Source organism: Ruminococcus albus 7 = DSM 20455, from assembly GCF_000179635.2.
Classification (GTDB): domain Bacteria; phylum Bacillota; class Clostridia; order Oscillospirales; family Ruminococcaceae; genus Hominimerdicola; species Hominimerdicola alba.
In genome coordinates this window covers 2,571,146-2,583,725 of record NC_014833.1, presented here as the reverse complement: position 1 = coordinate 2,583,725, position 12,580 = coordinate 2,571,146, and the positions used below count along the sequence as shown (strand labels likewise).

The 12,580-nt window shown below is 44.3% G+C and carries 13 protein-coding genes; 10 read left to right on the top strand and 3 right to left on the bottom strand.

Annotated elements, in window-relative coordinates:
• Positions 1-828 precede the first annotated feature (828 nt).
• Complete coding sequence (locus tag RUMAL_RS21805) at positions 829-1,002, bottom strand: hypothetical protein (RefSeq protein ID WP_013498917.1); 174 nt, start codon at positions 1,000-1,002, stop codon at positions 829-831.
• 438 nt (positions 1,003-1,440) lie between these two features.
• Here RUMAL_RS21805 and RUMAL_RS11625 point away from each other — a divergent pair, with 438 nt between their 5' ends.
• The 10 genes from RUMAL_RS11625 to RUMAL_RS11585 all read left to right on the top strand — a co-directional run bounded on the left by RUMAL_RS11625 (position 1,441) and on the right by RUMAL_RS11585 (position 11,161).
• Positions 1,441-1,776 (top strand): hypothetical protein, encoded by a 336-nt coding sequence (locus RUMAL_RS11625; protein WP_013498916.1) that lies wholly within the window; start codon positions 1,441-1,443, stop codon positions 1,774-1,776.
• A gap of 387 nt (positions 1,777-2,163) precedes the next feature.
• The gene (locus tag RUMAL_RS11620) at positions 2,164-2,607 is read left to right on the top strand and encodes a GNAT family N-acetyltransferase (RefSeq protein ID WP_013498915.1); all 444 of its coding nucleotides are present in this window, start codon (positions 2,164-2,166) and stop codon (positions 2,605-2,607) included.
• Positions 2,608-2,988: 381 nt separating this feature from the next.
• Positions 2,989-3,303 carry a hypothetical protein gene (locus RUMAL_RS11615; protein ID WP_013498914.1) on the top strand — a complete coding sequence of 105 codons (315 nt, stop codon included), beginning with the start codon at positions 2,989-2,991 and terminating at the stop codon, positions 3,301-3,303.
• A gap of 200 nt (positions 3,304-3,503) precedes the next feature.
• Positions 3,504-3,800 carry a hypothetical protein gene (locus tag RUMAL_RS11610; protein WP_013498913.1) on the top strand — a complete coding sequence of 99 codons (297 nt, stop codon included), beginning with the start codon at positions 3,504-3,506 and terminating at the stop codon, positions 3,798-3,800.
• A 154-nt stretch (positions 3,801-3,954) separates the two neighbouring features.
• The gene (locus RUMAL_RS20800; protein WP_013498912.1) at positions 3,955-4,515 is read left to right on the top strand and encodes a GNAT family N-acetyltransferase; all 561 of its coding nucleotides are present in this window, start codon (positions 3,955-3,957) and stop codon (positions 4,513-4,515) included.
• A 225-nt stretch (positions 4,516-4,740) separates the two neighbouring features.
• A complete protein-coding gene (locus tag RUMAL_RS11600; RefSeq protein ID WP_157865480.1) occupies positions 4,741-4,893 on the top strand; it encodes a hypothetical protein in 153 nt (50 codons plus the stop codon).
• Positions 4,868-5,038 (top strand): hypothetical protein, encoded by a 171-nt coding sequence (locus tag RUMAL_RS21800; RefSeq protein ID WP_154662920.1) that lies wholly within the window; start codon positions 4,868-4,870, stop codon positions 5,036-5,038. Before RUMAL_RS11600 ends, RUMAL_RS21800 begins: the two co-directional genes overlap by 26 nt.
• A gap of 326 nt (positions 5,039-5,364) precedes the next feature.
• Positions 5,365-7,587, top strand: coding sequence for a polyphosphate kinase 1 (gene ppk1 / locus RUMAL_RS11595; RefSeq protein ID WP_013498911.1), 2,223 nt, complete (start codon positions 5,365-5,367; stop codon positions 7,585-7,587).
• Between the two features lie 84 nt (positions 7,588-7,671).
• Positions 7,672-9,411, top strand: a complete 1,740-nt coding sequence (locus tag RUMAL_RS11590) for an ABC transporter ATP-binding protein (protein WP_013498910.1) — start codon at positions 7,672-7,674, stop codon at positions 9,409-9,411.
• Positions 9,404-11,161, top strand: a complete 1,758-nt coding sequence (locus RUMAL_RS11585) for an ABC transporter ATP-binding protein (protein WP_013498909.1) — start codon at positions 9,404-9,406, stop codon at positions 11,159-11,161. The genes RUMAL_RS11590 and RUMAL_RS11585 overlap by 8 nt, the downstream gene beginning before the upstream one ends.
• A gap of 12 nt (positions 11,162-11,173) precedes the next feature.
• On the opposite strand, the gene RUMAL_RS22160 is transcribed toward RUMAL_RS11585, so the two are convergent.
• Together RUMAL_RS22160 and RUMAL_RS11580 are read right to left on the bottom strand one after the other, a co-directional pair.
• Positions 11,174-11,326: a hypothetical protein gene (locus RUMAL_RS22160; protein ID WP_013498908.1), complete on the bottom strand. Its 153-nt coding sequence runs from the start codon at positions 11,324-11,326 to the stop codon at positions 11,174-11,176.
• 158 nt (positions 11,327-11,484) lie between these two features.
• The gene (locus RUMAL_RS11580; RefSeq protein WP_013498907.1) at positions 11,485-12,285 is read right to left on the bottom strand and encodes a hypothetical protein; all 801 of its coding nucleotides are present in this window, start codon (positions 12,283-12,285) and stop codon (positions 11,485-11,487) included.
• Between the last annotated feature and the right edge of the window lie 295 nt (positions 12,286-12,580).

Below are 12,580 nucleotides of genomic sequence, written 5' to 3'. Positions count from 1 at the left end.
GACTGTGAGAAATATGTGCATACTCAGCAAACTATATTGCTATATATCAAGCAGAGGTCGGCTCTGCGATCCCGTGTTCCGCTTCATACTCCCTGACACGGCGGTAAAAGGAGTTATGCCGACCGCATGAACAAGTTCATGCTGCCCATTCTCCGCATAAAGTCACGTCCTGTGATGCTCTTGGACTTCCATTCCCCATAGAGCTTCACGAACCTCGTCCAGTCGATCGGGGTGGGCTTTCTGACTGTGTACTTGCCCCCGGAAACGTCCCCCGGAAGTTTCCGCTTAGCGATTTCGATGCCCTCACGTTGTCGCTGTTTGAGTTGTTCACGCTCCAACTGTGAGAGTGCTGCGAACACAGTCAACGTGGTAGCCGCACATGATCTCCTGCTGTCTCGCTGTCTCCTGATGTTCCGTTGAAACACGGATATAACCTATTTTGCTCATAGATGTTGTTTCCTTTCTTTTTGGTGATTTATGATTGACTAATTGGCGGTGATGATGTATAATTACTGATGTAGGCAGTCAGTTTTCTCTGACGAAAATCCGAAATTTATGTGAGGTTAACATGAATAGATATATCAAAAAGCTACTAAAGAAATTACATCTTTACAAGAGTAGAGGAAGCGGCACTATTTCACTAATTGGAACTAATCATGCTCCTGTGAAAGTCTGTGATATAGTGAACGGAAAACCGCAGGTTATTCGGGAAGATAGCGAAGATACAATAACACTTACGCTTCGATATTCTGCATTTCACAAAGTTGTGAAACGATATGACAAAGAGACATTCAAGGAATTATGATACCACCACAGCAAGGAAATCAGCTATCCTTGCTGTTTTTTATTCCAGAGTGTCTTTATTTCTCTGCTGAGTGAGCTTATTCTGTCTGTACTTCTCATGCTCACGCCTGTTATGTTCTTCGTTGATATAGTTTCTGACCTGTCGGACATAACCTTGCGTTTGGGCGGTCTGCCCCTCTTGCGTTTTGTATTTTCCATAGTAGTGTCTCCTTTATTTCTATTTCGGCGTAAGCCGATATTTTTTGATCGCTGTGCGGTCATTTCGGGGCTTGGGGTGTCCCCAACAAGCAGATGTATTTTCGTCCGTGTGCGGTGCAAAATACAATGCTTGCTATTTTTTCCTGTGGGATTTGCATATCACGCAGGCTTTCGATGCTCCGTCAGCGAATTTGGAGCTATGCGACTTAATCTCTCCGCCGCTTAGGTCGGTGGTCATACTCGTTCACGCTCCTGCGTGATGCTCTCAATCATCATCGGTGTCAATATTCTAAACTGGTACGGCGCAGTTATTGCGCAGTCTGGGCGGCTATTTGATGAAAGTGGGAATTGCTTTTTCATGATCGGTATGGTATAATGTAGAGAGTAAGGGCAAGCAATCGGCTTGCTCGTGTAGATCGGAATTCAGAGGTAGATATAATGTCAGTAACATTAGGAATATATAAAGGAAAAGACTATAACAGTGGCGAATTTGTTGATGATGTACCAGTATCATTTCAAAAAGTTTGGAATAAGGTATGGAATCAGGCACTCAAAGAATGCAAAATACAAATATTCGTAGATTGTCACTATTTTTCTATCAAACAAATACCGAAAGTCCTTGAAGAACTTGACAGGATTTATGAATGGGTACAGATTAACGGTAGCGAAGATACAGAGTATGTTTTGTGGCGTATTCATGAACAGTTGAAACCATTTCTCATACAATTTTATAAAGAACACAAATATGAGGATTATTGGTTTGACTTGGGTTAGCTAAATTATGATTTTTCTAAGTAACTACACATATCACCACGGCAAGGAGTGCCAAACGCTCCCTGCCGTTGTTTTTATTCAAGCTGATTTTTCTTTCTTTTGGCAGCTTGTTCGTTCTGTAAGTACCGTTTTACAGTCCTCTGACTGTCACGCTTCTGCTGTGATATACATGAACAAAGTTCATGTACGAGCTATGCGACTTTCTCTCTGTTCCGCAAGGCTCTGAGAGTATTTTACCGGGCTTCGGCGCACAGTTATGATGCTGGGTGGGCGGCAATTTGATGAAAGTGGGAATTGCTTTTTCATGATCGGTATGGTATAATGTAGAGAGTAAGGGCAAGCAATCGGCTTGCTCGTGTAGATCGGAATTCGTGGGAGGATTAATTATTGGAAATTCAGATGATGCAAAAAGGACATATCCTATGGGATAAGACGATTTTGTTTGCTCAGTCATGTTCATGGAAAGCAGGATCATATCTTGCAGAGCGTATGAAGGTGAATGCATTTAAAGATTGGGAGCGGGTAGTCGCTGCCATTGAAAATGAAAACATAATCGGCTATTGTACACTTTCTGAAAAAGATGAATTGTCGGAAGAATATGAGTATTCACCGTTTATTGGTTTTGTTTTTGTTGACGAACAGCATCGTGGCAAGCGAATATCGGAAAAGATGATTCAGCATATCTTATCCTATGCAAAATCCATTGGATTTCGGACTGTTTACATCATGAGTGGAGAACAAGGCTTATATGAAAAATATGGGTTTGAAAAGATCGGTGATTTTCATACGATATATGGAACAAAAGATCAACTGTTTCATATTAGTCTGTAGACAGACGAATTCTGATCCATCTTAGCAACTATACACATCACTGCGGTAGGGATACTCCCTGCCGTATTTTTTTATTCAAGCTGTCCTTTCTTTTTCTTGGCAGCCTGTTCGTTCTGCATATATCGGGCAAGCGTTCTCTGACTGTCACGCTACTGCTGTGATATACATGAACAAAGTTCATGTACGAGCTATGCGACTTTTCTCTTTATCCGCACGGCTCTGAGAGTTTTTTACCGGTGTTCGGCGCAGTTATTGCGCAGTCTGAGCGGCAGTTTGATGAAAGTGGGGGTTGCTTTTTCAGTTGCTGTGTAGTATAATGTAGAAGTGAGAGTAAGCACACGGCTTGCCAATATTTATCATTTCAAAAAATCGGGGTGTACTATGACTAAAAAGAAGAAGGTTACAATTATCTTGTCAATAATAATACTGGTCATAATAGGTGTTATATTAGGTCTGCGAATAAGAGATAGTAATCTAAGACGAGCAGAGTATACTGGCAATAAACTTAGCTTTGACGGTAAGGTATATGAGGAAACCAGCTATACCGAAATACAACCATATAAAGAAACATGGAAAGTGGTCTGTAAAACAACAGATGGGGTCTGGACTGTATATGAGATAGAACAGTATCCTAATCATGAATATCTTGTTGCTCGTACTTCTTGGGAGGCAAGAGTATTAAAACTTACAAACTAAAAACTGAATATCCCCATAGGCTGTGTGAGCAAACTCCGCTCCACAGCTTTTTGATTTTCCCAATAACAATCTGTCGAACGGAAAACCTATCCGGCACACAAAACTTCGTGCGCAATACCAGTAGACAAAGCCCATTGTTGCGCGCTATAATTGGAGTATGGAAATTGATTTCCGAAGTCCATACGATTGGTGGTGATGATATGGCTGACATCGCAAAGAAGATCACGAAGCTCGATGAGAAGATCGGCAAGCTGAAAGAGCGTATCAAGACCGATACGGCTGAGTGTGAAAAGCTGAGTGAGCAGAAGTCGGAGCTTGATAAAAAAATGCAGACTATGTGCCGCAAGCGTAAAGCTATCGACATAAAGCCTTTGGAAGAACCTATGAAGCAGTGGGATAAGCTGACGGTGCGGGAGAAGTACGATGTAGCGGCAGCGATGATAGATGTCGTGCTTATATACGATGAAACAGGTATTGAGGTGAAATTCAGCATTTGAAAAAGTGCGGGATTTCGGTATTTTTTAGTGTTGATAGTTATCAGGAAAATTACTGAAGGTGGGTATTGCTTTTTCGGATGTGGTGTGATATAATGGTGAAGTGAGAGTAAGCACTTGGCTTGCTTGTGTGTATCCAAAGTAGGAGATGTTTCAATTGCAATATATCGAGTTATATTCAGAAAGACTTCTTTTCAGAAAATTCAGACAAAGTGATTTCCCAATTGTATATGATTGGCTGAGCAGTCTTGAAAATATGAAATATCGCTCAAGTGAGCCTAAAAATGAAAAAGAAGCTCACGATTATCTTGATTGGGCTATAAAATGTGCCGAAGATAATCCGTGTGTCAATTTCAGATATGCTGTTGAACTGAAAGACACCAGCGAACTGATCGGGTCATGCGAACTGTATTTTACAGACAAAGATCCTGCTGGATTAGCTTGGGAATTGCATCGTAACTATTGGAAGCAGGGATATGGAACTGAAATAGGAAATACTTTATTGAGACTTGCTTTTGATGTTCTCAAACTTAGAAGAGTGATAGCTGATTGCAACACGCTGAATATAGGATCATATAGAATTATGGAAAAGATAGGAATGCGCAGAGAGGCACATTTTGTAAAGATGTATCAAGGAAATAGTGCATTAGATCATAGGTGGTGTGATAAATACCAGTATGCAATTCTAAGGGAAGAATGGCTAAATAGGGACATATAACAACCTACAAATATTTAATTTCAAAAGAGAATGAAAATTTACAAGCTGTGTGAGCAAACTCCGCTACACAGCTTTTTGATTTTCCCCATAACAATCTGTCGAACGGAAAACCTATCCGGCACACAAATCTTCGTGCGCAATACCAGTAGACAAAGCCCCTTGTTGCGCGCTATAATTGGAGTATGGAAATTGATTTCCGAAGTACAGACGATTGGGGGTGATGATATGGCTGACATCGCAAAGAAGATCACGAAGCTCGATGAGAAGATCGGAAAGCTGAAAGAACGTATCAAGTCCGATACGGCTGAATGTGAAAAGCTGAGTGAGCAGAAGTCGGAGCTTGATAAAAAAAATGCAGACTATGTGCCGCAAGCGTAAGGCAATCGACACAAAGCCTTTGGAAGAACCTATGAAGCAGTGGGATAAGCTGACGGTGCGGGAGAAGTACGATGTAGCGGCAGCGATGATAGATGTCGTGCTTATATCCGATGAAACAGGTATTGAGGTAAAATTCAGCATTTGAAAATGTGCGGAATTTCGGTGTTTTTTAGTGTTGATAAGGTGATGCGTAGGGCGTACCGTAAACCAAAACAAGAGGTCAAAAAACAAGAGGTCAAAAAAGATGATGCTGTGCTCTGAGATTTTTGATTTGCGGTGGATTCTGTGATACGTGACCTTCTCTTCAAAGATTCAAAAATTATTTATCAGTACCCGTCTTCACCATTGTGGCATTTCTTTCTGTATTCTCCCATCTTAAAATAGAAATAACCTGTCCTTGAACTGTTGACAATTTCGTCACAGTGTACTATAATATATAATAGCTTATTATATACGATAGGAGAAAATACCGTGAAAAACAGGGTATACGATAACCGTGAGCTTTCATGGCTCAAATTCAATGAACGTGTGCTTGAAGAAGCCCGTGACGAGCGCAATCCTCTGCTTGAAAGACTGCTGTTCCAGTCCATATACGGCAGCAATCTTGATGAGTTCTTTATGGTGAGAGTAGGTTCTCTTTATGATGCCTCCCTTGTGGATGATTCTCAGAAGGACAACAAATCAAAGATGAAGCCGTCCGAGCAGCTGAGTGCCATATATTCAGGGGTGCGCGAGCTTATACCGACTAAGGATGAAAGCTTCAAGGCTATACACAAAGCACTTGAACCTAATAATATACTTCATAAGAGTATCAAGAGCCTTACGGGGCAGGAGCTTGAATTTCTTGAGGCTTACTATGCCTATGAGATAAAGCCTTTCCTGAATGCGCTGGTCATCGACAAGCGGCACCCATTCCCGTTTCTGCCTAACAAGAGCATATACGTGGCTGCCAAGCTTACTTCAAAAAGCGGTGTGACGCTGGGTATAATCGGCTGCAGCGAGAAGTTTGAACGTGTGATATTCCTGCCTGCTCAGGATGATACCATAGCTTACGTGCTGGTGGAGGAGCTTATACTCCACTTTACAGATAAGATATTCCACGGTTATAAGGTGGAGGAAAAGACCCTCATGCGAATAACCCGCAACGCCGATATCGACGTGGATGAAAGCTTTGACCGTGAACTGGATTTCAGGCAGAATATGTCTGTGCTGATAAACAAGAGAAAGCGTCTGTGTCCTGTAAGACTGCAGCTTTCAAAGCAGATATCCGAGCCGCTGCAGAAGGAACTGTGCACCAGGCTTGAACTGTCCAAAAAACAGGTCTTTATTGAAAAAACACCCCTTGATCTATCCTATGTATTCACGATATTCAGTAAGGCTGAGGCTAAAAAGGAACTGTTCTTTGAACCGCGTACCTCTCAGCTGTCACGTATGATAGACGAGAGCCGTCCGATGATAGATCAGATCGACGAAAGGGATCTGTTCCTGTCCTATCCTTATGAATCCATACAGTCTTTTATAAGACTTCTCAATGAAGCCGCAAAGGATGAAAGCGTTGTATCCATAAAGATGACCCTTTACCGCGTGGCAAAGCATTCCAAGGTAATAAAGGCACTGTGCACCGCTGCCGAAAACGGCAAGGAGGTATGCGTGCTGGTAGAGCTCCGCGCAAGGTTCGATGAGGAGAACAATATCGGCTGGTCAAAGCAGCTTGAAGAAGCAGGCTGCAGAGTCATGTACGGTCCCAAGGGTCTGAAAGTGCATTCAAAGCTCTGTCTTATCACCCGAAAGACCGCTGAGGGTGTAAAGTATACCACCCAGATAGGCACAGGCAACTATAACGAGAAGACAGCCGAGCTTTATACCGACCTCTGTCTTATGACATCAAACAGGGATATAGCTAAGGATGCAGAGGAAGTATTCCGCACACTGTCCATAGGCGAGCTTGTTGAGAAAAGCAGCCTTCTGCTGGTAGCGCCCCATTGTCTGCAGAACCGTGTCCTTGAAATGATGGATAACGAGATAGCAATAGCTAAGGCAGGCGGTGACGGTTATGTTGGCGCTAAGCTTAATTCCCTTACTGATAAGGTGATAATGGATAAGATCATCGAATGCTCTCAGGCAGGCGTAAAGGTGGAGATGGTGATACGCGGAATTTCCTGCCTTGTTGCAGGGGTTGAGGGTGTTACCGGAAACGTTCGCATACGTTCCATAGTGGGACGCTACCTCGAACATTCGCGTATATACATATTCGGCAGCGGTGTCAGGAAGAACGTATATATATCCTCCGCTGACTATATGACCAGAAATACCACACGCCGCGTCGAAGTAGCCGCACCTGTGCTTGACCCCGACATCCGTCAGCGCATACTGGATATGTTCGATACCCAGATGAATGATAATGTTAAAGCAAGGGATATGCAGCCCGACGGCAGATATGTGCGCAAGCCATCTGACGGTGTACGTGTGGATGCCCAGAGCAGGGCTTACGCTGAGGCTTATGCCAATGTACCAAAGCCCAAGCCTGTACCCGAACCGAAGCCGGAGCCTGTGGATCCTCCTGCTGAGGTACCTGTTGAAATACCCGAAAAGACGGAGAATGCTCCTGCTGCGGAAAATGCTGAAAAGCCCGCAGAACCTGCGCCCGAAAAAAAAAAGCTTTTGGTCGTGGTTCATCGGGTTATTCCGTCGTAAAGGTAAAGGTCAGAAAGATCAGATAACGTAAATATCGGACGGACAGCGTTAAACTGTCCGTCTGTCTGTGTATTGGAGAAAAATATGTTCAAACTGTTTCGCTATCTTAAAAACTATAAAAAGGAGAGTTTTATAGGACCTCTCTTCAAGCTTATCGAAGCTTGCTTCGAGCTTGCCGTACCTGTGGTCATGAAGCGTATAATAGATATCGGTATAAAGAATGAGGATGTGCCGTATATACTCCGTATGGGCGCTATCATGGTGCTGCTGGGATTCCTGGGGCTTGCCTGTTCCCTTACGGCACAGTATTTTGCGGCAAAGGCTTCCGTCGGATTCGGCACCGCACTGCGCACCGATCTGCTGCGCCATATCAACAGGCTTTCCTATTCCGAGATAGACAAGGTCGGCAGCAGTACACTTGTTACACGTATGACTGCGGATATCAATACCGCCCAATCCGGTGTGAATATACTGCTCAGACTTCTCCTGCGTTCGCCCTTCATCGTGGTGGGTGCGGTGATAATGGCATTCGCCATATCGGTGAAGCTCACGCTTATATTCCTTGTAATAGCCCCATGTCTTGCTTTTGTTATCTATAAGATAATGAGCATCACCATACCGCGCTACAAGAATATCCAGAAGACCCTTGACCGCACTAATCTGCTGACAGGAGAAGCACTTTCGGGTGCAAGGGTGATACGTGCTTTTTCTGCACAGAAGTCAGAAGAAAATGAGTTTGAAAAGCTCACCGATGAACTTGCCGACCTGCAGATAAAGGCTGGCAGGATAAATGCCCTTATGAACCCCATGACTTACGTCATCGTGAACCTGGGCATAGCCGTACTTTTAAAGGCGAGTGCGCATCAGGTGTATAACGACGTTATTACTCAGGGCGATGTCATAGCCCTTGTGAACTATATGAACCAGATACTTCTGGCACTTCTCGCTATGGCGATACTCGTCACGAATATCACCAAGATGCAGGCTTCAGCCATACGTATAAATGATATTTTTGATATCGGACCTACTGTCAGCGATGAGGGAAATACCGATGTAACAGCAGATACCTCAGCACCTGCGGTGGAATTCCGCGGAGTGAGCTTCTCTTACCATGACAGCGAGGAGTACGCCCTTGAGGATATCAGCTTTACCGTGAACAGGGGAGAGACTGTTGGCATAATCGGTGGTACAGGTTCGGGCAAATCCTCGGTGGTAAACCTTATCCCGAGATTCTATGATGCTTCAAAGGGTCAGGTGCTTATCGACGGAGTTGACGTTAAAGAGTACCCATTCGCACAGCTAAGGGGCAAGATAGGTATAGTACCACAGCGTGCAGTGCTTTTCAAGGGTACTGTCCGAGATAATATGAAATGGCGTGACAGCTCCGCAGATGATGAGGAGATAATATCCGCCCTGAAACTTGCACAGGCTTATGATTTCGTTATGGAAAAGCCCGATAAGCTGGACGAGATGATAATGCAGGAGGGCAAGAACCTTTCGGGCGGACAGCGTCAGCGCCTTACCATAGCAAGGGCATTCGTCGGTTCACCCGAGATAGTAATGCTCGATGACTCAGCGTCCGCACTTGACCTTGCCACCGAAGCAAGGCTGAGAAAAGCACTTTCCGATAAGACAGGGGATATGACGGTATTCATTGTATCACAGAGGATATCCTCCATAAAGAACGTTGATAAGATAATAGTACTTGATGACGGAAAGATAGCAGGCATAGGCACCCACAAAGAGCTTTGTAACTCATGTGATGTATACCGTGAGATATGCCTGTCACAGCTTTCCGAGGAGGAGGTGAAGGAGATTGGCTAAAGCTGATAAAGTACAAAAATCTGTACTGAAACCGCTCCTTGCCTATGCAAGACCGTATAGGGGACTATTCGGCATATCAATGCTGCTAGCCCTTATAACTGTGGCGACTACTCTTTATGCTCCGATACTTATAGGACAGTGTGTTGACCTTATAATAGGCAAGGGAAATGTTGATATCAAAGCACTGACTCCTGTGCTTGTGAAGCTTTGTGTGACAGTATCCATAACAGCAGTATCACAGTGGCTCATGTCACTGTGCACCAACAAGATAACCTTCAATGTGGTGAGAGATATACGCCGCAAGGCATTCTCTAAGCTGTCACGTCTGCCTCTCTCCTATATAGATGCACACCCTCACGGTGATATAATCAGCCGTATCATCACTGATATAGACCAGATATCCGACGGTCTGCTCATGGGGTTTGCACAGCTCTTCACGGGTATATGTACAATTATTGGTACTATAATATTCATGCTTTCCATAAACGTGAAGATATCTCTTGTGGTAATACTGCTGACACCGCTTTCGCTGTTTGTGGCAAGGTTCATAGCGAAGAACACCTTTGACCTTTTTCACAAGCAGTCAGTAGCCCGCGGTGAGATGACCGCGCTTGTTGAGGAGATAACAGGAAATCTTAAAACTGTACAGGCTTTCAGCTACGAGGATGAAGCCGAAGAACAGTTCGATGTGTACAACAAAAAACTGCAGGCGGTCAGTGTCAAGGCGATATTCTTCTCCTCACTGACAAATCCCTGTACAAGATTTGTAAACGGTCTTGTGTACACATCTGTCGGTATACTCGGTGCACTTACGGTATTCAGCGGCGGAAGCTTCACTGTGGGAGCGCTGTCGGCTTTTCTGTCGTATGCTAATCAGTATACCAAGCCATTCAATGAGATATCAGGCGTTATCACCGAACTCCAGAGTGCACTTGCATCAGCAGGAAGGGTATTCGAGCTTATCGACGAAAGGGAAGAGATACCCGATGACCCCGATGCCGAAGTACTCACCAAAGTTGACGGGAGTGTGGATGCCGAGCACGTATATTTCAGCTATGACCCCGAAGTCAAGCTTATCGAGGATTTCAACCTGCACGTCAGGGCAGGTGAACGCACTGCCATAGTAGGCCCTACGGGCTGCGGAAAGACAACCATGATAAATCTGCTGATGCGCTTTTACGATGCAGACAGCGGCAGCATAAACATAAGCGGCAAGCCCATAAAGAACTGTACACGCGATTCCATGCGTTCAATGTACGGTATGGTGCTGCAGGAAACATGGCTGAAAACTGCTTCCATACGTGATAATATCCGTTACGGCAAGCCGGATGCCACCGAGGAAGAAGTCATAGCCGCTGCAAAGTCAGCCCACTGCCACGGATTCATAAAGCGTCTGCCAAAGGGCTATGATACTGTTGTATCCGATGCTTTCAGCACGCTCTCACAGGGGCAGAAGCAGCTTCTGTGTATCGCAAGGGTCATGCTGTCCCTGCCTCCTATGCTTATACTTGATGAGGCTACATCTTCAATCGATACCCGTACCGAGATAATGATACAGCGTGCCTTCGCTGAGATGATGAAGGGCAGGACAAGCTTCATCATCGCCCACCGACTTTCTACAATCAAGGAAGCCGAGAATATCATTGTTATGCGCTCGGGTCATATCGTCGAACAGGGCACTCACGAAAGCCTTATCGCAAAAGGCGGCTTTTACAGCGAGCTTTATAATTCGCAGTTTGCGGCGGAATAACACCCTCCACTGTTAAGGCTGGTACCCATACAGAATATTTATGCTATCTATTGGGGAAAACCCTTTTGAAAAAGGGTTATTCCTAAGCGTCAGCTTCGCTGATGCTGACCCCTTTCCGAAAACTTCTATTTCTTTTGGGCAGGGGGTAGCTATGTTTGCAAACATAGCTACCCCCTGCCCAAAAGAGATAAAAGTCTGTTTGAATCTACAAAGGCAAAGCCTTTGCAGACGGGTTCGGGGGATAACTTTTCTTCAGAAAAGTTTCCCCCGATAAATAATATAAACTTCTGTATGGGTACCCGCCTTAACGGGAGTACTGGTTATTATTCGGTCACGTTGTCGATATTGTATACGTAGGGCAGGTAGCTTTCGAGCCAGATGTTTACGATGCCGTTCTTTCTGTCAACGGAGTATTCGATGACCTCGCCGTTATCGTACAGCTTCTTTGTAAGCGTTTCTGCTTCATCAAGGACTGCATCCTTTTTGTCATCGGGGATCTTGCCTGATGCATCTCTGTACTTCTTATCTATCTCGGTGAACTGAGCGGTTACTTCTTTCAGCTTGTTGAAATCTTCATCGTCAAATTCGTCATAAACGCGAACTCTGACAGGTGCAGTTTGAATAGCGCCGATCCTTGCGGTCAGCTCATAAGTAGCAGCCTTGTCACTTTCGGGCTTGTAGTAGCAGCTGTAGATATGGTCTCCGGCTTCCTTATCGGGCTTTTTGCTGCCGTCATCCACCATATCAGCTACCTTTTCGCCCTGCTCATTATAAAGACCTACATTTATACCTGATGCAGCCTCGCTCTCAGAGAGTGTTACTTCAAAGGTAAAACCGTTCTTATCATCGGGAGCGGCAAATCTAACGTTGCATTTCAGCTCATGTGTACCTTCAGTCTGTTCTGCCTGAGGATCAATGAACGGTACATCGGCAGCTTCTTCCTCTTCCGATGTGGTTTCGTCCGGAGTGGTTTCTTCATCGGTAACTGTGCCGTCAATGGCGGTGCTTCTTTTACCGGCATCAGCGGCGGTATCCTTATCGGAAGTCTTTTTGGATTCACTGCATCCACAGATGCAGGCGCTCATTGTCAGCGCAAGAGCGGCAGCAAGAATTCTGTTTTTCATCAGTTATATCTCCTTTAGTTCAAGTATTGATATTCCGTTTTTCAACGGTTTATATTATATCAGCCTTTGTGGGATATGTCAATAAATCATCGTATCATTTGACATTTTGACTAAATATTTTTTTGTCCCGGGATACTTAATTTTGTATTTTTGGATCATACTTTATTTCACCCATACGATAACCAACGGCTGAAGAATACTATTATATTAATCTATAAACGTTATATCAATATGATCTTATGTGAAAGGCGTCTGAAACATAGATCAAATCAGAATGAAAAATACCTCAGCAGCA